Genomic DNA, 23,264 nt, shown 5'->3' on the forward strand with positions numbered 1-23,264 from the left:
AGCTTTTATGGCTTATGTATCCGTACCAAAAGATTTAAGCACCGTTAAAACAAAGGTTGTCTTAAATCTAACCAAACGACAGCTTATCTGCTTTTCTGCCGCACTTGCAGTGGGATTGCCCATATTTTTCCTCACAAAGGACAGTGTTGGCACAAGTGCATCATCTCTATTGATGATTTTTTCCATGCTACCTCTATTCATGTTTGCCATTTACGAAAAACATGGGCAGCCACTGGAGGTTATCCTAAGACACTATATTGAGGTGCGTTTCTTAAACCCCAAGCAGCGCCCCTATAAAACCGACAATTTCTATGCTGTTCTAATGAGGCAAGACAAATTGGACAAGGAGGTACAACACATTGTTGAACAAAGAAAAACAATCTCGCCTAAAGCTAACAAAGGCAGAACGGCAGAAAATTAACGCTGCCATTTTGATGGCAAGAAACAGAAACAAGAAGGAGAAAACCGCACAAGACTCTATCCCATTTCAAAAAATGTACCCCGATGGCATCTGCCGTGTGACGGATAAGCTTTACACCAAGACCATTCGTTTTCAGGACATCAACTATCAGCTTGCCCAAAATGAGGACAAGACCGCTATTTTTGAGAGCTGGTGTGATTTCCTCAATTACTTTGACAGTTCCATTCACTTTCAGCTCTCTTTCCTCAATATGACTGCCAATGCCAATGACTATGAAAGCAGCGTTACCATCAATCCACAACAGGACGATTTTGACAGTATCCGTAGTGAATACTCAGAAATGCTGCAAAGTCAGCTTTCTAAGGGGAATAATGGCTTGATGAAAACCAAGTATTTAACCTTTGGCATAGAAGCTGATAGCGTTAAAATCGCAAAACCAAGACTGGAGCGAATTGAAAATGACCTGTGGAACGCCTTTAAGAGGCTTGGTGCATCTGTAGACTCCCTCGATGGAAAAGAAAGACTGAGGCTCTGTCACAATATCCTGAGAATGGACGGTAATGAAACCTTTCATTTTGACTGGAAATGGCTTGTGCCTTCCGGACTATCAGTAAAGGACTTTATCGCACCTTCCTCTTTTGAGTTTCGTGAGGGCAGAATATTTAAAACAGGTGCTAAATTTGGGGCGGTATCCTTTTTACAGATACTTGCCCCCGAACTGAATGACCGCATTTTAGCAGACTTTCTCGATTTAGAAAGCAATCTCCTTGTAACCATGCACATTCAATCAGTAGACCAAACTAAAGCAATCAAAACCATTAAACGCAAGATTACTGATTTGGATAAGATGAAGATTGAGGAACAGAAAAAAGCTGTCCGCAGTGGCTATGATATGGATATTATCCCCTCCGACCTCGCCACTTATGGTGGTGAGGCGAAAAAACTCCTTGCGGATTTGCAGAGCCGAAATGAAAGAATGTTCCTTGTGACCTTCCTTTTGATGAACACGGCTGATACCAAACAGCAACTTGAAAACATTGTGTTTCAAGCATCAGGCATCGCCCAAAAGCATAATTGTACATTGGTAAGGCTTGATTACCAGCAAGAGCAAGGATTTATGTCCTCTCTCCCACTTGGCTTAAATCAGACTGTTATTCAGCGGAGCTTAACCACATCTTCAACAGCGATTTTCGTTCCCTTTACTACGCAAGAGCTATTCCAGTCAGGCGGCGAGGCTCTTTACTATGGACTGAACTCTCTTTCCAATAACCTCATCATGGTAGACCGCAAAAAGCTCAAAAATCCCAACGGCTTGATTTTGGGAACACCGGGCAGCGGAAAGAGTTTTTCTGCCAAACGTGAGATTACCAACATCTTTCTCATTACTACAGATGACATCATTATCTGCGATCCAGAGGCAGAATATTTCCCTCTCGTTAATCGTCTTAACGGTCAGGTGGTGAAAATTTCACCAACGAGCACCGACTTTGTAAACCCGATGGATATCAACTTAAATTACAGTGAGGATGAAAGTCCATTATCCTTGAAATCCGACTTTATTCTCTCCCTTTGCGAGTTGATTGTTGGAGGGAAAGAAGGCCTGATGCCTGTTGAAAAAAGTATCATAGACCGCTGTGTTCGTCTCATTTATGCTGATTACCTTTCTGACCCTGTGCCTGAAAAAATGCCAATTTTAGAGGACTTGTATAATGCCCTTAAACAACAGGATGAAAACGAGGCACAGCATGTCAGGGCAGCTCTTGAAATCTATGTTACAGGCTCACTCAATGTATTCAACCACCGCACCAATGTGGACATTACAAACCGACTTGTCTGCTTTGATATTAAAGAGCTTGGCAAGCAGCTTAAAAAGCTAGGTATGCTCGTAGTACAAGATCAAGTTTGGAACAGGGTAACGGTAAATCGTGCAGAAAAACGCTCCACACGCTACTATATAGATGAGTTTCACTTACTCTTAAAAGAGGAACAGACTGCCGCCTATTCTGTGGAGATCTGGAAACGCTTTCGTAAATGGGGCGGCATCCCAACAGGAATAACACAGAACGTGAAAGACCTTCTTTCCTCTCGTGAAGTGGAGAATATCTTTGAAAACTCCGACTTTGTATATATGCTCAATCAGGCATCAGGTGATAGACAAATCCTTGCAAAGCAGCTGAATATTTCGCCACATCAACTTTCCTATGTAACCCATTCGGGTGAGGGCGAGGGGCTTCTCTTTTATGGCAACGTTATTCTACCTTTTGCAGATAAATTTCCGAAGGATACTGAACTGTACCGAATTATGACTACCAAGCCAACTGAAACAGAAAAAGCATAGGTAAAAGGCAACAAGGGGACAATCTATCCCCCTGTTGTTTTTCAAAAGCTTTTTTCCCATTTTACAATGTGGGAAAAAATGATATAATGAGCGGAAGGCGGTGAGAAAATTGGCAACACTAATTGCAGCAGAATATAAACAATTTGAAGATATAAAGCACACTGATAAAAACGGCATTGAGTTTTGGTATGCCCGTGAGCTTGCCAGTGTCCTTGATTACACCCAATGGCGTAATTTCACAAAGGTAATTGATAAATCGATGTTGTCCTGCCAGAACAGTGGTTTTGAGTGTGCAGACCATTTTGTTGAGATCAGCAAAATGGTAGCGATGCCAAACAGGGCAAGCAAAAAAATCAACGATTTGGAATTGTCACGCTATGCCTGCTATTTGATTGTACAGAACGGCGATCCACGCAAAGAGCCTATCGCTCTCGGTCAAACCTATTTTGCTATACAGACCCGAAGACAGGAAATAGCGGATCGTTTTAATGAGCTTGACGAGGACAATAAACGCCTTGTTATACGTGGTGAGGTCACAAGTTGGAACGCTATGCTAGTGGATGCGGCACATAAAGCGGGCATCACAGATCAATTGGAATATGCTCAGTTTCAAAATGCAGGCTATATGGGATTGTATGGCGGCTTGACTGCCGCAGATATTCACAGACGAAAAAAACTCAAAACAAGTGAAAAAATCCTCGACCATATGGGCAGTGAAGAACTCGGTGCAAACCTATTCCGCATTACGCAGACCGAAGCAAAGCTCCGCCGTGAACAACCGAAAGGACTAGAAACGGCAAGTGGCATCCATTACCAAGTCGGACAGACTGTCCGTGAAGCTATAGCAAAAAACGAGGGTACAATGCCAGAGGATTTACCTACTCCCGAAAAGAGCATTGCCGAAATTGGCAAAGAGCAACTTAAAAAACTGAAAGAAAAAAAAGAACCGCCTATGCTTGATGAATAGGCAGTTTGAACGTCTTGCTGAGGTCAGCAAAACGTTAGCATATCGTGCGTTTAAGCCGCTTGTAGCGATACAGGCGGCTTTTTGCGTGGAAGGAGGATCATTAGTTGAGCCAAAAGAGACAAAAGCCTTTCCGTCCTGTTGGGAAGGTATCTCGCCTTGCCTTTACGGAAGAAGAACGTGCTGTCCCCACCCTAGAAAAGTCACTTAAAAAAGCAGAAAAAGCAGCTGACAAACTAGAAAAATCACAGGAGAGAATCCCTAAAAAGAAAGTCATTGTCCCAGAACGTGTTGTAAATACCAGCACAGGTAAAAGTAAGGTGCATTTGAACTTTGAAGAAATCGACAAACCAAAGCCTCCCACCAAGCTTACACATGGCATCAAGTCCATTCCTCAAAAGAAGCTACTCTCTCAGGTTCATAAAGAAATTAGAAAAGATGAACATGATAACGTGGGCTTAGAAGCAGCACATAAAACCGAGGAAAGTGCCGAATTTGTGGCAAGTAGTATGCAAAGAGCCTATCGCAGCCACAAGCTTAAGCCTTACCTACAGCTTGCAAAAGCAGAAAAAAATACGGTAAATGCAGAGATCAACTACCTATACAACAAGAATATAAAAAACAACCCACAGCTCTCCTCCAATCCGCTTTCAAGATGGCAACAAAAGCGAATGATTAAAAAGGAATACCTCGCTGCAAGGTACGGCAAAGGAGCAAAGACCTCACACCAGACTGCTGCCAATACCAAAAAAGCTGTTACTACAGTGGCAGATACAACCGATAAACTGATGCAGTTTATTGTCAGTCACCGAAAAGGTTTTTTTATGTTCCTTGCTATTGCCACTGTTATCATCGTTCTAATGAGTACAATTTCTTCTTGCTCTCTCATGCTTGAGGGTGGCTTGAATAGCATTATCGGAACTTCCTACACCTCAGAGGATGCAGATATTATCGCCACCGATAACAACTACACTGCCTTTGAAAATACCTTGCAACAACGAATTGACAACATTGAAAGTGAGTATCCCGATTATGATGAGTACCGCTATGACCTTGATACCATCGGGCATAACCCCCATGAGCTTGCAGCTTACTTAACTTCACTGTTCCAGACCTACAAGCCAAGCGAGGTGCAGGTCGAGTTGCAGCGTGTCTTTGATTTGCAGTATAAGCTGACCTTAACCCCAGTGGTGGAGGTACGCTACCGAACCGAAACAAGGACGGATACATGGACTGATGATGATGGAAATACCCACAGAGATACGTATACCGTGGAAGTCCCTTATAATTACTACATTTTAAATGTAAAACTTGATAATTTCTCAGTCACTTCCATCGCAAACAAGCTACTAAATATTGAACAGCTTGAAATGTATAGTATCTACCTCGAAACAAGGGGCAATAAGCCATTTATCTTTGGTGGTGGTACAAACAACTCTGCTCCTTCTACCGATTTAAGCGGTGTAAAATTTGAAAATGGAACACGAGAAGGCAATCAAAATATTGTGAACATCGCAAAAGATCAAGTTGGAAATGAAGGTGGTCAACCTTACTGGTCATGGTATGGCTTTAACAGCCGTGTAGAATGGTGCGCCTGCTTTGTATCGTGGTGCTTAAATCAAGCAGGATACAGTGAACCAAAGTTTGCCGCCTGCCAATCTCAGGGTATTCCTTGGTTTCGTAATAATGGGCAGTGGGCAAACGGTAATTACAAGGATTTAGCTCCCGGCGATGTGATTTTCTTTGATTGGGAAGGCGACGGCAGTGCAGACCATGTAGGTATCGTCATTGGTACCGACGGCCAGCGAGTTTATACAGTAGAAGGCAACAGCGGCGATTCCTGCCGCATAAGAGATTATGATATAAACAGCAATGTCATTATGGGATATGGACTAATGAATTGAAAGGAGACGCTATGAATACTAAGCTAAGCAAACTTCAAATGGAGATAGACAAGATCAAGCTAAAAATTACTGAGCATCAATCTAAGCTTCGTGAGCTGGAACAACAAAAAACCGAAATTGAGAATACGGAAATTGTAGAGCTTGTGCGTAGTCTGAAGATGAATACCAGCGAGCTTTCCAGCTTCCTAAAGGCGTATCGTGAAAAAAGCGATGCGCCTATTTTATAGCCAACTACACAGGAGGATAATGAACATGAAAAAAATTAAAACATGGCTTTTTACCATGCTTGCAGTAATGATGTGTCTTTGCGTATTCCCCACCACTGCTTTTGCAAACGGTGGTGAGAATAGCGAGGCTACATCTCCCGTAGTAACTGATAAACCTACTCCCGTAACTGTTCCTTTAACTCCTGACGGAAACCTGACCCTTGTGGATGATATTAAGGGCGAAGAGTCCAAGGATAAACAGTTTGTAACGCTACAATCCAAAAATGGCAACTACTTTTACTTAGTCATTGACCGTTCAGGCGATAAGGAAAATGTATATTTCCTAAACCTAGTAGACGAAGCCGACTTAATGGCACTCATTGAAGACAAAGACAAAAAGTCAGAGGCGCCCAAGATATGCAATTGTAGTGAGAAATGCGAGGCAGGCCATGTTAAAAACGATTGCACTGTCTGTATGAGTGACCTAAATCAATGTGCCGGCAAGGTAACAGCTCCTATTGAGACAACACCTGAGAAAAAGAGCAACACAGGCAATCTACTCCTAATTTTGATCTTTGCAGGCGGTTTGGGTGTTGGCGTATTTTACTTTTTCAAGGCACTTAAGAACAAACCAAAAACCAAGGGTAATACTGACCCGCTTGATTATGACTATGATGAGGACGAGGACGAGAACAATCCCGTCGAGGAAGAATACGAAACTGAAGACAATACGGAAAGTGAGGATGATGCAAAGTGAGCCTATTTATTAACAACGACAATAAGAAAATTGCGAAACAAAATCCATGTTATGGGCAGGGACAAAAATCACCTGCCACTACTGCCACTACGACTGTAAAGCATCCAAAAAAAGAGGATAAGTCACAGCACTACCGTGGCATTATATTCCTTCAAAAGGAAAGGAAAACAGGCGAATGAATTTAGTTATAGCAGAAAAGCCATCAGTAGCACAAAGCATTGCTGCTGTTGTCGGTGCAAATAAAAGACAAGACGGATATATTGAGGGCGGCGGCTTTATCGTATCGTGGTGCATAGGGCATTTGGTTGAGCTTGCCACCGCCGATACCTATGAGTCACGTTACGCAAAGTGGGAATATTCCGATTTACCTATCCTTCCACAAAACTGGCAATACAGCATTTCTAAGGGCAAGGAAAAACAGATGAAAGTATTACAAGAGCTGGCAAATCGAAAGGATGTGACCGTTATCACATCCGCTACCGATGCAGGGCGTGAAGGAGAGCTGATTTTCCGCTTGGTGTACGAAAAAATTAGCTGTAAAAAACCTGTGAAACGCTTGTGGATTTCATCTATGGAGGAAAGTGCCATTGCAGAAGGCTTCCAAAACCTCCGTGACAACAAGTATTACGATAATCTCTATCACTCTGCACTGTGCAGGGCGAAAGCAGATTGGATTGTGGGAATCAACGCCACAAGACTGTTTTCAGTTCTCTATGGGCAAACCTTGAACGTGGGCAGAGTCATGTCACCAATCCTTGCCATGATTGTGGAGCGTGAAACAGCTATCTCAGTATTTAAGTCGGAGCCGTTTTACACGGTACAACTTGATTGTGGCGGTTTCACGCTCTCCAGTGAAAAGCTCCAAGACATGCAGGCGGCAAAAACCTTGTGCCAAACATGTGATGGTCAGAGCATTACCCTTTATAGTGTGGAAAGCAAAGAAAAATCCGAAAATCCACCCAAGCTCTATGACCTTACCACCCTGCAAAGAGAATCAAATAGGCAGCTCGGCTTTACCGCTGAACAGACCCTTTCTTACACTCAAAGCCTCTATGAGAAAAAGCTCGTAACCTACCCCCGTACTGATAGCCGATACCTGACTTCGGATATGTCAGCAAACACCCCTGCTGTGGTAAAAGCCGCCGCAGGCTTTTTTATGCCCCAAGGCACAGAGCTTTCTATTTCTATGGAGCAAGTGACCGATAACAGCAAGGTATCCGACCACCATGCCATTATCCCCACGATGAACGTACAAGGCTGTGACATTGCTTCCTTACCCTTTGGGGAACGTGAAGTTTTACAGCTTATTGTCCTGCGTTTGGTGTGTGCTGTGGGCGAGAGCTGCCGTTATGGAGAAACTGTTGTAAAGGCGAATGTAGGCGGTGCAGAGTTTACTGCCAAGGGCAAAACAATCCTTGCAGATGGCTTTCGTGGCATTGAAAAGCTCTACCTCACCAATAAAAAAGAAGCGCCGCAGGAAGATAAAGAAAAGGCACTTCCGAAAATCCACCAGGGCGATAGTTTTACCTCAAAAGCGACTGTAAAGGAGGGCAAGACCACTCCACCCAAACATTATACGGAAGATACCATTCTTGCAGCAATGGAAAATGCCAACAACGCACTGGAGGACAACGACCGTAAGGGTATTGGCACTCCTGCCACTCGTGCAGGGATTTTGGAAAAGCTCATTAAAACTGAATTATTGGAGCGTAAAGGCGATAAAAAGGCGAAGTACCTTTTGCCTACTATAAAGGGAATTTCTCTGATTACTGTATTGCCAGAAACAATCCAATCTTCACAGCTTACTGCCGAATGGGAGGAAAAGCTAAAGCTGATCGAGCGTGGAGATCTCTCTCCCGTCAGCTTTTTGCAGGATATTTCTGAAATGACCGTGAGTCTTGTCAAAACCTATGAGGTAATCAAGGGGGCTAATGTCCTATTCCCGTCCGCTCAGGAAACTTTAGGCAAATGTCCTCGCTGTGGCAATGATGTAGTTGAAAATAAGAAAGGCTTTTGTTGCCTGGACAAGACCTGCGGCTTTGCCCTTTGGAAAGATAACAAGTTTTTTACTGCAAAGAAAAAAAGCCTTACCAAAGCCGTTGCAACAGAGCTATTGAAAAACGGCAAAGTAAAGCTCACAGGCTGTTATTCAGAAAAGACCGGTAAGAGCTATGATGCGGTTGTTTCGCTTGATGATACAGGCGGTAAATATGTGAATTTCACGATGGAGTTTGAGGTGAGGAAGAAATAGGGACTAAAGCGCTATGTTAATTCCCCCTCATTTTGAAAAACCGAAAGGAGTAAACCATTATGGCAGATAACAACACAACCAAAGAACGGTTAAAAGAAATAACTGATAGCATAGAAACAGGCATTATGGAGCTATTTGAAAGCGATAAATATATACAGTATCTTCGTACCATGTCACGATTTCATAACTATTCCCTTAACAACACCCTTCTCATTGCTATGCAAAAACCTGATGCCACCCTTGTGGCAGGCTTCAATAAATGGCGTGACCAATTTTCCCGCTATGTAAAAAAAGGCGAACGTGGCATAAAAATCATTGCTCCTACCCCATATAAGATAAAAAAGGAGCAGGAAAAGGTTGATCCTGTAACTCATGCCCCTATGCTTGATGAGCACGGCAAAGTACAGACCGAAGAAGTTGAAATCAAGATACCGATGTTTAAGGTGGTTTCCGTATTTGATCTCTCCCAAACTGAGGGCGAGCCATTGCCTGCCCTCGCTGCTGACCTGACAGGTGATGTCAATCAGTATAAAACATTCATGGAAGCTTTGAAACGCTCTTCCCCTGTTCCCATTGCCTTTGAACACATGGAAGCAGGAAAAGATGGATATTTCAGTAGCCGTGAACAGCGAATAGCTCTACGTGAGAGCATGAGTGAGGTACAGACCGTAGCAGCGGCTATACATGAAATCGCCCATTCAAAGCTTCATAATTATGAAAAAGAAAAACAAGCAGTCAAAGATGATGAAGCCGCACCACCTCCCATGCCTAAAGACCGTCGCACCGAAGAAGTAGAGGCAGAGAGTATCGCCTTTGCTGTATGCACCTACTACGGTATCAAAACCGATGAAAATAGTTTTGGCTATATCGCCTCGTGGAGTAAAGGCAAAGAGCTTTCTGAGCTGCGTTCTTCCCTTGAACTTATTAACAAAACTTCCTCCGCCCTCATTGGAGATATTGACCGTCATTTTGCCGAACTCGCCAAGGAGCAAGACTTGGAGCAAGCTCCCGAACACTTAGCCTATCAGGTAGGCGAGCTATATTTCTCCATTCAGGAAACCGAGGGCGGTTATGATTTTTCCATTTATGATAAAGACTATAATCTCCTTGACGGTGGTGTTTACGATAACCCCGACATAACCATCCATGAGGCAATCAAACAGATTGTTGAAGATGACCCCATCAGTGGTATATCGGCTCTTACAGACCGAGAAAATGCAACCTCCATTGACTATGACGAGCTGACCGCCAAAGCGGATCAGGTTTGGCAAGAAAGCATGAGGGCAACGGAAAAACCGACTGTTTCTCAAAACAGCACCAATATTGAGGTGAAGGGGCATACCGGCACTTGGTATGTTATTGATACTACCGAAATAACCGGAACGGAATACTTTCTCCTTGAGCATGAGGAACACGGCGATGAGGCGGCAAAAGTAATTATAAATGCTAAGGGCGAGCTTGTTTTAGATGATGTTTGGAATGGATTTACCGATTTGGAGGAATATTTTGATAGCCTTGAAGTTGTGGTTGATACTGCAAAAGACCCATTACCGGAACCGCCTGCCGAGGAACACAGCTATCCTATGCCCGACTCCTGTGTAAGTATTGCAAACCGCAATTCTTACGGCTACTTAGATGATGAAATGCTCCCCCTCTCCCAAGAACGAGCTGCCGAGCTGTTCGAACAGGACTTAACCGTGTATCTGCTTTATGAGGACAATACTGAGGCAATGGCTTTTGAGCGTGAGGACATTGACAATCACAGCGGATTATTTGGAATAGAAAAAGCCGACTGGTCTGCCCTGCAAGACTATGAGGAAATGAAAGGCGATGGCAAACTCTCTCCCGAAATACGAGAACAGCTCTTTATGAAAAGTACCGATGATGCCTTTGCCATTTATCAGCTAAAAGGTGGCGATGAATTAAGGGATTACCGTTTTGAAGGACTGGAGCGTTTACAAAATGCCGGACTTGAAGTAGAGCATGAGAATTATGACTTTATCTATACCGCATCTCTTACTGATTTTAATGGCAATGTAAACAGCATCTTGAACCAGATTTATGAACAGTTCAATATTAATCACCCAAATGGATTTACAGGACATTCCCTATCCGTCAGTGACATCATTGCCTTAAAGATAAACGATGTTGTATCCTCTCATTATGTAGATAGCTTTGGCTTTCAGGAACTTCCTCAATTTTTAGAATCTTCCCCCCTTGTGCCGGATAATTACCTAACCGGAGATCGGATCGATACACCACGGGGAAGTTTTTCCTTGACCTCCATGACAAAAGAACAGATGGAAGCAGCCGGTTATGGTTTTCATCACACTTCTGATAATGGTAACTATCATATCATGGGAAACGGGACTCGTGCATTTGCCATTAGAAATGAGGGTAATCCCCTTCGTACTGTCGAAATGTCAACTGAGCAAAACTACAATCAGATTGACGGTGTCTTAAACAATCAGCCGACTGTGGCAGGGCTTGAGGCGACCGTAAAAGCTGGTGGTACTATCTCCCTTTTAGACCTTGCCAAGGCTGTACAAGCAGAAAAGCAGGATAAACGGGCTTCAGTAGTGGAACAGCTAAAGACCAAGCCATCACAAGAGAAAGAAAAATCGAAAAAAGCACCGTCTATAGGTGCGGAAATGGAGCGATGATTATGAGTAAATTTACCGTAGAAGAAACCAATTTGATGTGCATTTACAACACAGGCTCAAGGGCTGACTTATTGGCCGAGCTTTCTGAAATGCAAAAACACCTTGAGGCAGACGAAACCGAACTGCTTGACCTGACCAAAACGGTTATGGATAAGCTGTCAGCCATGAATGACTTAGAGTTTGAGAGCCTTTCAGCAGAGCTTATCCCCGATTTCGAGGAACAGGAGGAATAAAAATGCCAACAAAAGCACAAGCCTTTGCACAGCTTGCAGAGGATACCGCCACCCACCTGACAAGTAGCCTCACCAGCTGGACTGGCTTTCTTACCACCGTAGGGCGGCTGTATAAATACCCTTACCATGAACAACTTATGATTTACGCACAAAGACCCGATGCAACGGCTTGTGCCGATTATGCGCTTTGGAATGACAAGATGAACCGTTTTGTTCACCGTGGCTCAACAGGCATTGCTCTGCTCGATTCCACAGGTGATAAGCCAAGGCTTAAATATGTATTTGATGTTTCCGATACGGGCGGCAGAGAAAATTCTCGCCGCCCTTTCCTTTGGGAAATTCAAGACCACCACAAAGAGCCAATTCTTAAAATGCTTGCTGATAAATTCGACGTTAAAAATAGTTCTCTTTCCGAGGCATTTGACATCATTGCCCGAAATCTATCGAAGGAGTATTATGAAGATCACAGGGAGGATATTCGGTCTCTTACGGAAAATAGCTTTTTAGCAGAATATGATGAGGACAGCCTTCGTTCTGCCTTTGTAGATGCTGCTACAGTCAGCACCACCTATACCCTTATGAAACGATGTGGACTTGATACGCAGGAATATTTCAGTCACGAAGATTTTCTCCCTATTTTCGATTTCAATACCACCGATGCAGTTTGCCTTTTGGGTACAGCAGTCAGTGAACAATCAGAGCAAATTTTCAGGCAGATTGCCATAACCATTACAAAAACAGAACGTGAAAGGAGCGATGAACATGAACAGCATCACTTATCAGAAGAACGGAGATTACCAGATACCCAATCTGAGCATAACCTCACCGGAGAAATCCTTGGGCAAATACGGGAGGATGCGGAAAACCTACCTTCAGAAGCATCGGACAGCATTATTCAATTCCATGCTCCTGAGCGAGAAACTTTATCCACACCTGCTGGAGATAGACCAGACAGCGAACAGGCGGATCACTCAGATAATGATCGACTTGCAGAAAACGCAGCCCCCACCCGACAAGATGACGCATCAGATGGAATGGGTAGGGTACATGAACAGCCTGAAAGCAGAGGCGGAGGAAATGATACTGACGGAGCTTATATACAGCTAAATCTTTTTCCCACTGAACAAGAACAAATACAGCGTATAGCAGAGAGCAAATTGCCCTCTGCTTTTTCTTTGCCCTTGGTAGAGATAGAACACGAGCTTTTTCGTGGTACAGGCACACAGGACGGAAAATTCCGTGTTCATCAGCTCTATCAATCCATGCCTGATAGCAAAACTGCTATTGATTTTCTGAAACAAGAATATGGGTTTTATGGACATAGCCACACCTTTACAGATGGTACAAGCGGATTTATTAATTATCAGCCATCGAAAGGCATGGTCATTCAGAACTACACCGCCAAAAACAATATCATTTTGAAATGGGCAGATGTAGAAAAACATCTTCGTGCCTTGGTTGCAGCTGACCGCTATTTAACCACCGAAGAAAAAAACGAGCTTGAGAGCCGTGAAAGATCCTTCGCGGGACTGGATACCCCCCTCCATGAGCATGAATCGTCACAGTCTCCACAGCCTGCACCCATAGCACAGGAAATCACACAGACGGACATTGACGCCGCTTTGCTGGCTTGGAATGGCAATACAGAGAGCAAGCGAAATGTAGTGTTGTATATGCAAGACCACAGCCGTGAGCGTAACACAGCTGAATGGCTGAAAAATGAGTACGGAGGTAACATCCCTGCTTTTATCGTCGTTAAAAGCGATTTGACACTGGAACTGCCATGGGCAAAGGTGCAAAGGTATATAGCAAAGCTCATTGCAGAAGATAACTTTCTCACTAAAACAGAACCTGCCTATAACGATTTTGAGAGCGAACCCCAACGCTTTACCGTAGAGCCTCCCTCCATTCCATATATCCCCGGTGATACGATCTATCTTGAAAATAATACAGCCTTCATCATTGAGAAAATCGGGCAGTATGATATTACCCTGCGTGATCCGTCACTGTTCTACCCTATCCTGAGATCCGAAAGCCGTGAGCGCTTTTTGCAGCTTTTGGAGCGTTACCCACAGCCTGAAACAGCACAGGAAAAAGGCGAAAACTTCCGCATTACCGATGAGCATTTAGGAGAAGGCGGCAAGCGTGAGAAGTTTCAGCGTAACCTTGCTGCTATCATCACCCTGCAAAGCATTGAAAAGGAAAACCGCCCTGCCACCAAAACTGAACAGGAAACCTTGTCAAAGTACATCGGTTGGGGCGGATTGCCGGAGGTGTTCGACAAGGACAACAACAGCTACGCAGGCGAGTTTGCACAACTTAAATCCGTTTTATCAGAAGATGAGTACGAAATGGCAAGAGCATCCACCTTAAATGCTCATTACACCAGTCCTACGGTTATCAAGGCAATCTATGACACCGTGGAGCGCATGGGATTTACCACAGGCAATATTTTAGAGCAAAGATGCTTGGGATTGATACAATATTGGGGACGGTGTGCATAGTGGAAAAGTCCATATATAGCGGGGGCTTGGCAAACGTCGGCAGATGGCCGGCTTTTTTTGTGCCTGGAAATAGGGGAGTGGCCTTAAGGCAAAGGCGAAGAAAAAGACGGCAATAAGAATACGGCAGTAACGATAGCTTTTTATCGTTACTGCCGTAGAGGATGACCGCTGGGAAAATCCTTAAGTTCAATAAGATACCAGAACTGCGGAATAATTGGCCTATAAATCAACTTTTTTAAAATATTGACGTATAGGTAAAAACATGATATTATTTACATATAATCAAAGGAGGAATGATAGATATGACGGAACAGTTCAATCCTAAGGTACTGTTTGACAATGTTGACTTCTTAATAAAAAGTGAGAACCGGAAAATTGGTGAGGTTGAAAGTGATGCAGGTGTCAGCGCCGGATATATATCTAGAACTAGCAAGGACGGTGGAAGTCGGCCAGGTATTGATTTCATTATGAATATAGCAAAAGTACTCCATGTTAGTATCGATACTCTTTTGAAAGTGGATATATCTTCGCTCACACCGACGGAACGATATTTAATATCATTTTTGAAAAAGTTGGAACATGATACAGTTCATGATTTGTTAGCCTGGGAAAGAGTTTCGGCAGAAAGTTTAAACAACATGGAAACGGATCAGAATGGTATTACAAATCATCCATTATTTGATTTTCATCGTTTCTATGAAGAGGGAGAGAGCGAGTACCCGGAAGAGGTTTCAAGAGTCGTATTTGTTTCAAATTCGTTCGGTGTTCATACTTCGATTCATGGGGATTGTTTCGAATTGAGGTTAAAGAATGGAGCCTACTTGCACCTCATGAATATTTCTAAGAGTGTGTATCGTACCAATGACTCGGAGGTCTTTGCAAAAGAGATATGGATGAGCATACCGGGACAAGAACCGCAATATCTGTGCAGTGATCATGGCGATTCCAAACTGGCAGAGTTCATTAACAACCTTTATGCAGCAGTGGCTGAAAATACAAAGCATCCAAAAGTAAAGCAGGAATTCAGGTATATCATTGATTCTTTCATGAAAGGTGAAAATGAGGATGATCCGCCACAACAGTTTGATGAAGAAATTCCATTTTAAAAGAGGAGGCAGTGTATATGGTGAAAATTAGGAAACAGATTAGAAATTTGCACGATACAACTCTTAATGGACAACGAGTTTTTGATGCTATCGTTGAAGGAGATAAAGTCATACTCGAAATTAAGACTAGTCAAAGAAAACTTGTGCAGATCCCTTGGGAAGATGTTGTATCCCAGGTGGATGCAGCAAAAGATATAAGCTTACTAAGATAAAGTAGAAGTTACCTCAATAGCCCGATGTGTTTTATGCGGAGCTGTAAAATGGAGCTATCTATATTGACTGAAAGGTCATGTAGATAGCTCTTTTTTTATTGTATCGGCAAATCGGCATTATTAACGAATTCACATAGATTTTCATGCAAATTAGCAAATATCTTTCTAAAAGCAAGCATCTTTTTTTGATGGGATTTTTTAACTTCTTCACTTCTTGGATAAAGTGGCTTTTTATATACACAATAGCCGCTAACTGTATCATATGACATCAAAAGTCCCCAATAAGAAAAATAATCGTAGAGATTATTAATAATATCATATTTTAGTGAATTGAGCTTCGCATTTTTAAAATCGGTATCTCTATATTTCCACATTTCATATAACATATCGAATTGTGTTGGAAGTTCAAGTGGCATAGGTTCAATTGTAGGATCTGTGCTAATACAAAATTTCAGAATTTCGTTAAAATCGTTCATAAATTTATCAAGATGCTCTAAGTCTCTGCCTGATAATAGCTTTGATATTGGTGGTTTAAGAGAGCGCTTATTTTTTGATGAAGAAACAATATCACATAAAATCTGCTCGAATAAATCGGCACAAGCATCGTCTGCATAAGTATCATTTATACCATTGCTTTTTAACCAGCCTACTACACCGTCATATGAATCAAATTCATCGGTTTGAGTTGCAATCCATTGGGAAAATTTTTTCTTATCACGATGATTATAAATGTATTTAGCCTCTTTAAGTGGAATAACACGTTTGCCGCTTAAATAACGATATTTAGTGTCAGGCTTCTTCTCAAGAATCGGACATGAATCCATGGCGGAATCCTGAATAAAATTTCCAATAATTTCATTAAAGTATTGTTCTTTGCCTAGGTGACCAGAGCAAAAAGGAAACAACCCGGTTGCAAATTCTGAAAAGTTCAAATCATATACCTCCCTTTAACCGATTGATGCTGTCCGAAATTGTCCGAGGCTGTCCATCCAGTCCGATTTTTGACGAGAGGGAATTGCTAGAATTAAGGCAGAACCAATGAGCAAGCATCTGGACAACCAAGGAAACACCATGAATTACTTATATTTTATCATACCTTGGGGAAATAGATGAGCTTATAAAGACATTTGAATGAAATTTCCGTCTCAACGTTCACTCCCGGACGCGGGTGTGCCCAGAGCCGAGAGACGGTCTGGAAAGTTAATCACGTCAGCCTACTGGGATGGTTGGCCATAGAAGCGAGGATGCATCTTATGGTCAATTTCGACAGGCTGCCTGCGTGGATTCTCGCTTCGCATTATGCGAAGGAGATCGCGCATGGCCAATCTACAGACAAACAAACAGAAGCAATACTACATTCCTCTGGAACGCACTCCAGAAACCGTCATCACCGAGGAATACAAGGACTGTGAAGTCCGCTGGTCAAAAATCGGCTGCCGTAAGGTTCGTACTGTCCTGATTCCGGCAACTGAAGAACAGTATCGTGAATACATGCGTCCGCTCTGGCGGGAAGATAAGCGCCAGCAGCGGCATGGTGCCGATGAAGTATCGGCGGACAAAGTGCGGGATGACTACGAGCTGGAGGTGCCTGATGACTTCAACTTAGAGGAAGAAGTCGTGAAGAAAGAGTTGCTGGCAGCACTGCGCCATGAACTGGCGGCCTTGCAGGATATCGACCGGACCATCTTACTGATGATTGCCGACGGTGCCAGCGAAGCGGCAACCGGGAAGGCCGTCGGCTTGAGCCAGAAAGCGGTGAATAAGCGCAAACACAAGCTGTATGCACTCCTGAAGGAACATCTCAAAGACTTCCGTTAAGAAGAAAAAGATCCGGTCACAAAAAATGTGGCCGGATTTTTTTCGGAATCGGTACTTAACGATGACGCGGCTGTCCTATTACTGGTGAAGGGCGAACGAAGAAGCCATTCAGGAAGGAGGAACTCAAGATGATGTACACACAGACACCTGAAAAACTGGCTCAGCAGCAAAAGCTGGACCGGGAACTGGCGGCGGTGCTGATGTCCATCAGCGTCACGACCCGCAGTATTGCCAGGAACATCTATCTCTTATCAATGCAAAGACATGTGAAAGGAGTCAATCCACATGAAAAACGATGAACTGCAGAAACTGGCAGCAGCCCTGGGCGATTGCGGCAAGGCGCTGCTGAAGATTTCCGAAGTCATGGCGGTGAAAGAAGATAATCCGACAGCTTCGGAAGCGAAATCAAAAAAAGCGGAAAAGCCGCTGGCACTGGAAGATGTCCGCAAAGTCGCTGCCGACAAGGCCCGCAAGGGATTCACGGAAGAAGTCCGCAGCCTTATTCAGAAGTACGGGGCGGACAAGCTCTCCGGCATTGATGCGGCGCAGTACGAAGCCTTCCTGAAGGAACTGGAGGTGATTGGACATGCCGGATAAACACGCGGTGCTGTCCGCATCTTCCTGCTACCGCTGGCTGGCCTGCCCACCATCTGCAAAGGAATGTGCCAAGCTGCCGGATACCTCCAGTGAATTCGCCCGGCAGGGGACGGATGCCCATACGCTCTGTGAATTCAAGGTGAAGACGGCCTTGGGCCAGAAACTGGAAAACCCGACGAAGGGACTCACGTTCTTTGATGAGGAGATGGCGGAATGCACTGATGAATACGCGCAGTTTGTCATGGAATGCCTGGCCACAGCCAAAGCATCCTGCAAGGACCCGCTGATCATGATCGAACAGCGGCTGGACTTTTCCCAGTGGGTGCCAGGCGGGTTTGGAACAGGCGACTGCCTCATCGTAGCCGACGATACCCTGACAGTCATCGATTACAAGCATGGCTTGGGAGTCCTGGTGGATTCCGAGAAGAATCCGCAGATGATGTGCTATGCCCTCGGTGCGCTGAACCTGTTTGATGGCATCTATGATATCCGCCAGGTGTCCATGACGATCTTCCAGCCCCGCCGGGACAACGTCAGCACCTGCACCATGAGCAAGGAAGAACTGCTCCAGTGGGCCGAAACGGTGCTGAAGCCTGCGGCAGAACTGGCGGCGAAAGGTGAGGGCGAATATAAAGCCGGTGACCACTGCCGCTTCTGCAAGATCAAGGCAACCTGCCGCAAGCGGGCCGAGTACAATCTGGAACTGGCCCGGTATGATTTCGCCGTCCCGTCCACGCTGCAGGATGAAGAAATCGAAGCCGTCCTGGAGAGGGCCGATGAACTGGTGAACTGGGCCGGGGATGTCAAGGAATATGCTTTGCAGCAGGCTCTTTCCGGCAAGCAGTGGGACGGATGGAAACTGGTCGAAGGCCGGTCGAACCGCCGCTACGTAAATGAAGAAGCGGTAGCAGAAGCTGTAGAAAAGGCAGGGTTCAACCCGTATGAAAAGAAGCTGCTCGGCATCACGGCGATGACGAAACAGCTCGGCAAGAAGCGGTTCGAAGAACTGCTGTCAGATTTAGTGGAAAAGCCGCAGGGCAAGCCAGTCCTGGTGCCGGCATCGGATAAGCGTCCGGCCATGTACACCGCGGCAGATGAATTCAATGATGAAAAATAAGGAGGAACTTGTTATGTCCAAGAATTATGTCAATCCGTGCAAAGTGATTACCGGAGTCAACACCAGATGGTCTTATGCCAACGTCTGGGAACCGAAGTCCATCAATGGCGGTACGCCAAAGTACAGCGTCAGCCTGATCATCCCCAAGTCGGATACGAAGACCGTAGAAAAAATCCGCGCCGCCATCAAGGCTGCCTACGAAGAAGGCGAAAGCAAGCTCAAGGGCAATGGCCGCGCTGTACCGGCTCTCGAAGCCATCAAGACGCCGCTCCGTGACGGTGACCTGGAACGCCCGGGCGATGATGCCTATAAAGACAGCTTCTTCGTCAATGCCAACTCGGCGACCAAGCCGGGCATCGTCGATGCCGACTGCCAGCATATCCTGGAACGCTCTGAAGTATACTCCGGCGTCTATGGCCGTGCGTCCATCAACTTCTATGCATTTAACAGCAACGGCAATAAAGGCATTGCCTGCGGACTGAACAATCTGCAGAAAATCCGTGATGGCGAACCCCTCGGTGGCAAATCCCGTGCAGAAGATGATTTTGCTACAGCTGACGATGATGATTTCCTGGCATAAGGAGGCGTGATGATGGAAACACTAATGAAGCTGATTCTGGAGTGCCTGTACTGCCTGCTTGCGCTGTGCGCTTGTGGATTCTTCGTGTCTATGATTTATACGGATATCAAAAAAGACCAGCGGGATGAAGAAATGGCCCGGCACCGGGAAGAAGAATATCATCGCAAGCAGATGGAATCCTTCCGGAACAAATAGTAGTGAATAGCGGCGGCGGGGCCTTGTGCCTCGCCGCTTTTTCGAGGTGAAGAGTATGAAAACAATCAGTATCGATATTGAGACATTCAGCGATGTCAATCTGGCGAAATGCGGCGTGTACAAATACGCAGAATCGCCAGCCTTTGAAATCCTCCTCTTCGGGTATGCTGTGGACGGCGGCGAGGTACAGGTCGTTGACTTGACGCAGGGAGAGCGCATCCCGGATGCTATCCTGGATGCCCTGACCGATGAATCCGTTACCAAGTGGGCGTTCAATGCCAGCTTCGAACGGGTCTGCCTGTCACGGTATCTGCGTGACCTGGGGATGAGCCTGGATCCGTTCCATGACCATCATCCGCTTTCCCGGAATTGTGCCAGATTCCTCAATTCGGCAGGATGGAAATGTTCCATGATCTGGTCGGCTTACATGGGGCTGCCCCTTTCTCTGGAAGGCGTGGGGGCCGTGCTGAGGCTGGACAGCCAGAAGATGAAGGAAGGCAAAGACCTGATCCGCTATTTCTGTGTTCCCTGCAAGGAAACCAAGTCGAACGGCGGCAGGACGAGGAACCTTCCTCAGCATGATTTAGACAAATGGATCTTGTTCAAGTCCTACAACAAACGGGATGTGGAAGTGGAAATGGCTATCCAAGAGCGGCTGAAGAAGTATCCCGTACCGGAACCGATATGGGATGAATATCATCTCGACCAGGAAATCAACGACCGGGGCATCGCCATTGACCGGACGCTGGCTGAAAATGCCATCGTCATCGATGCCCGCAGCCGGGACAGCCTGATGGCTGTACTGAAGGGAAAGACGGGCCTGGAGAATCCGAACTCCGTTATCCAGATGATCGGCTGGCTGGAACAGCATGGGATGAAGACCGATTCTTTGGGAAAGAAGCAGGTGCAGGAACTGCTGAAGACGGCAGAAGAACCGCTGCGCAGTGTACTGCTGCTCCGGCAGAAGCTGGCCAAATCCTCGGTCAAAAAATACCAGGCCATGGAAATGACGGCCTGCGAGGATAGCCGGGCCAGAGGCATGTTCCAATTCTATGGAGCCAACCGGACCGGGCGGTTTGCCGGCCGGCACATCCAGCTGCAGAATCTGCCCCAGAATCATCTGCCGGACCTCTCGGAAGCCAGGGAACTGGTACGCCAGGGAAATTATGAAGCCCTGGAACTCCTGTATGATTCCATCCCCGATGTCCTTTCCCAGCTCATTCGCACCGCCTTTGTACCACGGCAGGGGCTGAAGTTTGTGGTATCTGACTTTTCGGCCATTGAAGCCAGGGTGCTTTCATGGCTGGCAGGAGAAACATGGCGTTCGGATGTCTTTGCCAGGAACGGCGACATTTACTGCGCCTCGGCCAGCTCCATGTTCGGCGTTCCCGTGGAAAAGCATGGTGTCAACGGGCATCTCAGGCAGAAAGGGAAAATCGCAGAACTGGCCCTTGGCTATGGCGGCTCCGTAGGAGCGCTGAAGGCCATGGGTGCCCTGGACATGGGACTTTCGGAAGATGAGCTGTATCCTCTGGTGCAGTCCTGGCGGTCGGCCAATCTGCACATCGTCGATTTCTGGTGGCAGGTGGACGCCGCCGTGAAGACAGCCATCAAGGAACGTATCCCCATGCGGACTGGCTGCATCCGCTTTCTGTATCAGAGCGGCATGCTGTTCATACAGCTCCCCAGTGGACGGCGGCTTTCCTACGTAAAGCCCCGGATAGGCGAGAACCGCTTCGGTGGGGAATCCGTCACCTATGAAGGCATCGGCGCAACGAAGAAGTGGGAACGGCTCGAAAGCTATGGCCCGAAGTTCGTGGAGAACATCGTCCAGGGCATCAGCCGGGACATCCTCTGCTATGCCATGCAGACGCTGCGATGCTGCGCCATCGTCGGCCATGTCCATGATGAACTGATTATCGAGTGTCCCAAAGACACTAGCGTCGATGCCATCTGTGAGCAGATGGGCCGGACGCCGTCGTGGGCTGAAGGGCTATTGCTCCGGGCAGACGGGTATGAGTGCGAATTTTATAAAAAAGATTGATTTCCCGGTACTTAACATAGTGATTCCTGTCCTTTCACTATCAGAGGGAATTTCCTCGGATGTTTATTTTAAGAAAGGCGGGATTCGCTATGAAGTTTTTGATTCCGGAAGATGAATTTGGCGTGTTTGCTGATCAGAGAGGTGTACCAAGGGTCGACAGCCTGTTTGTTGCAGCGACTTTTGAAAAACAGCATTATAACGTTCTGCGTGATATCGGACGAATCACTGCATCCAATTCTGGATTAAGCCCAGAATTCATTGCACTCAATTTTGAGGGCAATACATATCGTGATGCCAGGGGAAGAAAACTGCCACGTTACCTACTGACCCGCGATGGGTTCACCATGCTGGTCATGGGCTACACAGGCTCGAAGGCGATGCATTTCAAGGAACTCTATATCCATCGCTTCAATGAGATGGAGCAGTGCATCCGGTCGCTCCTGTCTGCCCGGCAGGAATTCCCGATGCTGACGGACATGATCTGCCGCCTGCATGAAAGTCCGAAGCCGTACCACTTCAGCAATGAATGTGACATGTTGAACCGCATCGTGCTGGGGATGTCTGCCAAGCAGTTCCGGCTGGCCAACGGCATCGAAAAAGGGCAGAGCATCCGGCCTTATCTGACTGCACAGCAGATCCATGCTCTGGACCGGCTGCAGCACCTGGATTACGGCCTGCTGTATTCCTGCCCGGATTTCCAGCAGCGCAAGCAGATGCTCATGACCTATTACAAGACGGAACTGGAAGGATGAAACATGTTTTACGTAAAAGAACCACTTAAGGATGGTGTCGATGTGACGGTCGAAATCAATGACGAAAACGTTTTCTGCCGTTGCCCGGTCTGTGGCAGGGAAGTACCTGTCAATCTGAAGGATGTCCTGTCAGACAGTGACGCTGACCTGGTGGGAACGGCAGTATTGTGCGATGAATGTGCGGAGGGGTGGATGGAACTGCATGGAAAACAATCCGAAACGTAATGCAGAGTACTATCCGGACCCGACAGCGTATCAGGCAATCAGGAACGTGGAACCACAAAGGTTCCCGTTCATGCCTGTTGTGTACGTGTGTTCGCCCTATGCCGGGGATGTGGAAGAAAATATCCGGAAAGCCTGTGCCTACTGCCGCTATACGGTAGACCAGGGATATATCCCTCTGGCACCGCATCTGTATCTACCGCAGTTCCTCGACGAAGAATCGGAACGGGAACTGGCACTCTTTATGGATATTGCACTATTGTCCCGTTGCGTCGAACTCTGGGTCTTTGGCGATGTGATTTCGGCGGGAATGGAAAAAGAAATCCAGTACGCCCAAAGAAAAGGAAAACCAATTCGGTATATTAACGAGGTGAAATAAG

23 protein-coding genes are annotated in these 23,264 nt (G+C 45.8%); 22 read left to right on the forward strand and 1 reads right to left on the reverse strand.

All coding sequences use genetic code 11. From position 1 onward, the window contains the following. The first annotated feature begins 7 nt into the window (after positions 1–7). The 12 genes from RVY80_RS05195 to RVY80_RS05255 all read left to right on the forward strand — a co-directional run bounded on the left by RVY80_RS05195 (position 8) and on the right by RVY80_RS05255 (position 15,559). Positions 8–421, forward strand: a complete 414-nt coding sequence (locus RVY80_RS05195; RefSeq protein WP_317329862.1) for a PrgI family protein — start codon at positions 8–10, stop codon at positions 419–421. Continuing rightward, positions 360–2,759 carry a VirB4-like conjugal transfer ATPase, CD1110 family gene (locus RVY80_RS05200; RefSeq protein ID WP_459350129.1) on the forward strand — a complete coding sequence of 800 codons (2,400 nt, stop codon included), beginning with the start codon at positions 360–362 and terminating at the stop codon, positions 2,757–2,759. The genes RVY80_RS05195 and RVY80_RS05200 overlap by 62 nt, the downstream gene beginning before the upstream one ends. A gap of 100 nt (positions 2,760–2,859) precedes the next feature. After that, positions 2,860–3,726 (forward strand): DNA damage-inducible protein D, encoded by an 867-nt coding sequence (dinD, locus tag RVY80_RS05205; protein WP_317329863.1) that lies wholly within the window; start codon positions 2,860–2,862, stop codon positions 3,724–3,726. A 104-nt stretch (positions 3,727–3,830) separates the two neighbouring features. Then, positions 3,831–5,627 (forward strand): CHAP domain-containing protein, encoded by a 1,797-nt coding sequence (locus RVY80_RS05210; RefSeq protein ID WP_317329864.1) that lies wholly within the window; start codon positions 3,831–3,833, stop codon positions 5,625–5,627. Between the two features lie 11 nt (positions 5,628–5,638). Next, positions 5,639–5,854 carry a DUF4315 family protein gene (locus tag RVY80_RS05215; RefSeq protein ID WP_317329865.1) on the forward strand — a complete coding sequence of 72 codons (216 nt, stop codon included), beginning with the start codon at positions 5,639–5,641 and terminating at the stop codon, positions 5,852–5,854. 25 nt (positions 5,855–5,879) lie between these two features. Beyond that, positions 5,880–6,590: a DUF4366 domain-containing protein gene (locus RVY80_RS05220; RefSeq protein ID WP_317329866.1), complete on the forward strand. Its 711-nt coding sequence runs from the start codon at positions 5,880–5,882 to the stop codon at positions 6,588–6,590. Positions 6,591–6,765: 175 nt separating this feature from the next. Then, positions 6,766–8,841 (forward strand): type IA DNA topoisomerase, encoded by a 2,076-nt coding sequence (locus RVY80_RS05225; RefSeq protein ID WP_317329867.1) that lies wholly within the window; start codon positions 6,766–6,768, stop codon positions 8,839–8,841. A 59-nt stretch (positions 8,842–8,900) separates the two neighbouring features. Continuing rightward, positions 8,901–11,504: a YodL domain-containing protein gene (locus RVY80_RS05230; protein ID WP_317329868.1), complete on the forward strand. Its 2,604-nt coding sequence runs from the start codon at positions 8,901–8,903 to the stop codon at positions 11,502–11,504. 2 nt (positions 11,505–11,506) lie between these two features. Continuing rightward, positions 11,507–11,737, forward strand: coding sequence for a transposon-transfer assisting family protein (locus RVY80_RS05235; RefSeq protein ID WP_317329869.1), 231 nt, complete (start codon positions 11,507–11,509; stop codon positions 11,735–11,737). Between the two features lie 2 nt (positions 11,738–11,739). After that, positions 11,740–14,241: a hypothetical protein gene (locus RVY80_RS10275; RefSeq protein WP_459350130.1), complete on the forward strand. Its 2,502-nt coding sequence runs from the start codon at positions 11,740–11,742 to the stop codon at positions 14,239–14,241. A 302-nt stretch (positions 14,242–14,543) separates the two neighbouring features. Next, entirely contained in the window at positions 14,544–15,347 is an 804-nt protein-coding gene (locus RVY80_RS05250; RefSeq protein ID WP_095340932.1) for a helix-turn-helix domain-containing protein, read from the forward strand. Between the two features lie 17 nt (positions 15,348–15,364). Then, the gene (locus tag RVY80_RS05255; RefSeq protein ID WP_095340931.1) at positions 15,365–15,559 is read left to right on the forward strand and encodes a hypothetical protein; all 195 of its coding nucleotides are present in this window, start codon (positions 15,365–15,367) and stop codon (positions 15,557–15,559) included. 95 nt (positions 15,560–15,654) lie between these two features. Here the strand turns inward: RVY80_RS05255 and RVY80_RS05260 are convergent, their stop codons facing one another. After that, a complete protein-coding gene (locus RVY80_RS05260; protein ID WP_179286733.1) occupies positions 15,655–16,491 on the reverse strand; it encodes a hypothetical protein in 837 nt (278 codons plus the stop codon). 385 nt (positions 16,492–16,876) lie between these two features. On the opposite strand from RVY80_RS05260, the gene RVY80_RS05265 reads away from it, so the two are divergent. The 10 genes from RVY80_RS05265 (at position 16,877) to RVY80_RS05310 (ending at position 23,263) form a co-directional block, all read left to right on the forward strand. Beyond that, positions 16,877–17,377 (forward strand): RNA polymerase sigma factor, encoded by a 501-nt coding sequence (locus RVY80_RS05265; RefSeq protein WP_095340930.1) that lies wholly within the window; start codon positions 16,877–16,879, stop codon positions 17,375–17,377. 128 nt (positions 17,378–17,505) lie between these two features. Further along, positions 17,506–17,676 (forward strand): hypothetical protein, encoded by a 171-nt coding sequence (locus tag RVY80_RS05270; protein WP_164726697.1) that lies wholly within the window; start codon positions 17,506–17,508, stop codon positions 17,674–17,676. Continuing rightward, complete coding sequence (locus RVY80_RS05275) at positions 17,663–17,974, forward strand: rRNA biogenesis protein rrp5 (protein ID WP_095340929.1); 312 nt, start codon at positions 17,663–17,665, stop codon at positions 17,972–17,974. The genes RVY80_RS05270 and RVY80_RS05275 overlap by 14 nt, the downstream gene beginning before the upstream one ends. After that, a complete protein-coding gene (locus RVY80_RS05280) occupies positions 17,964–19,091 on the forward strand; it encodes a DUF2800 domain-containing protein (protein ID WP_127007644.1) in 1,128 nt (375 codons plus the stop codon). Before RVY80_RS05275 ends, RVY80_RS05280 begins: the two co-directional genes overlap by 11 nt. 13 nt (positions 19,092–19,104) lie before the next feature. Then, a complete protein-coding gene (locus RVY80_RS05285) occupies positions 19,105–19,671 on the forward strand; it encodes a DUF2815 family protein (RefSeq protein ID WP_317329872.1) in 567 nt (188 codons plus the stop codon). Between the two features lie 12 nt (positions 19,672–19,683). Then, complete coding sequence (locus tag RVY80_RS05290) at positions 19,684–19,866, forward strand: hypothetical protein (protein ID WP_095340926.1); 183 nt, start codon at positions 19,684–19,686, stop codon at positions 19,864–19,866. Positions 19,867–19,921: 55 nt separating this feature from the next. Then, positions 19,922–21,910: a DNA polymerase gene (locus tag RVY80_RS05295; protein WP_317329873.1), complete on the forward strand. Its 1,989-nt coding sequence runs from the start codon at positions 19,922–19,924 to the stop codon at positions 21,908–21,910. 89 nt (positions 21,911–21,999) lie between these two features. Next, entirely contained in the window at positions 22,000–22,662 is a 663-nt protein-coding gene (locus RVY80_RS05300) for a Rha family transcriptional regulator (protein WP_095340924.1), read from the forward strand. Between the two features lie 3 nt (positions 22,663–22,665). Beyond that, positions 22,666–22,887: a hypothetical protein gene (locus RVY80_RS05305; protein ID WP_021840393.1), complete on the forward strand. Its 222-nt coding sequence runs from the start codon at positions 22,666–22,668 to the stop codon at positions 22,885–22,887. Further along, the gene (locus tag RVY80_RS05310) at positions 22,865–23,263 is read left to right on the forward strand and encodes a DUF7768 domain-containing protein (protein WP_095340923.1); all 399 of its coding nucleotides are present in this window, start codon (positions 22,865–22,867) and stop codon (positions 23,261–23,263) included. Before RVY80_RS05305 ends, RVY80_RS05310 begins: the two co-directional genes overlap by 23 nt. The last annotated feature ends 1 nt before the right edge of the window (position 23,264 follow it).

The sequence above is a fragment of the Veillonella absiana genome, from assembly GCF_032970865.1.
GTDB lineage: Bacteria > Bacillota > Negativicutes > Veillonellales > Veillonellaceae > Veillonella > Veillonella absiana.

Coding starts and splice junctions, on each gene's coding strand:
- RVY80_RS05220 (WP_317329866.1), top strand. CDS start 5,880: ATGAAAAAAATTAAAACATGGCTTTTTACCATGCTTGCAGTAATGATG.
- RVY80_RS05250 (WP_095340932.1), top strand. CDS start 14,544: ATGACGGAACAGTTCAATCCTAAGGTACTGTTTGACAATGTTGACTTC.
- RVY80_RS05265 (WP_095340930.1), top strand. CDS start 16,877: ATGGCCAATCTACAGACAAACAAACAGAAGCAATACTACATTCCTCTG.
- RVY80_RS05280 (WP_127007644.1), top strand. CDS start 17,964: ATGCCGGATAAACACGCGGTGCTGTCCGCATCTTCCTGCTACCGCTGG.
- RVY80_RS05215 (WP_317329865.1), top strand. CDS start 5,639: ATGAATACTAAGCTAAGCAAACTTCAAATGGAGATAGACAAGATCAAG.
- RVY80_RS05290 (WP_095340926.1), top strand. CDS start 19,684: ATGGAAACACTAATGAAGCTGATTCTGGAGTGCCTGTACTGCCTGCTT.
- RVY80_RS05295 (WP_317329873.1), top strand. CDS start 19,922: ATGAAAACAATCAGTATCGATATTGAGACATTCAGCGATGTCAATCTG.
- RVY80_RS05255 (WP_095340931.1), top strand. CDS start 15,365: ATGGTGAAAATTAGGAAACAGATTAGAAATTTGCACGATACAACTCTT.
- RVY80_RS05225 (WP_317329867.1), top strand. CDS start 6,766: ATGAATTTAGTTATAGCAGAAAAGCCATCAGTAGCACAAAGCATTGCT.
- RVY80_RS05300 (WP_095340924.1), top strand. CDS start 22,000: ATGAAGTTTTTGATTCCGGAAGATGAATTTGGCGTGTTTGCTGATCAG.
- RVY80_RS05305 (WP_021840393.1), top strand. CDS start 22,666: ATGTTTTACGTAAAAGAACCACTTAAGGATGGTGTCGATGTGACGGTC.
- RVY80_RS05270 (WP_164726697.1), top strand. CDS start 17,506: ATGATGTACACACAGACACCTGAAAAACTGGCTCAGCAGCAAAAGCTG.
- RVY80_RS05235 (WP_317329869.1), top strand. CDS start 11,507: ATGAGTAAATTTACCGTAGAAGAAACCAATTTGATGTGCATTTACAAC.
- RVY80_RS10275 (WP_459350130.1), top strand. CDS start 11,740: ATGCCAACAAAAGCACAAGCCTTTGCACAGCTTGCAGAGGATACCGCC.
- RVY80_RS05310 (WP_095340923.1), top strand. CDS start 22,865: ATGGAAAACAATCCGAAACGTAATGCAGAGTACTATCCGGACCCGACA.
- RVY80_RS05285 (WP_317329872.1), top strand. CDS start 19,105: ATGTCCAAGAATTATGTCAATCCGTGCAAAGTGATTACCGGAGTCAAC.
- RVY80_RS05195 (WP_317329862.1), top strand. CDS start 8: ATGGCTTATGTATCCGTACCAAAAGATTTAAGCACCGTTAAAACAAAG.
- RVY80_RS05275 (WP_095340929.1), top strand. CDS start 17,663: ATGAAAAACGATGAACTGCAGAAACTGGCAGCAGCCCTGGGCGATTGC.
- RVY80_RS05230 (WP_317329868.1), top strand. CDS start 8,901: ATGGCAGATAACAACACAACCAAAGAACGGTTAAAAGAAATAACTGAT.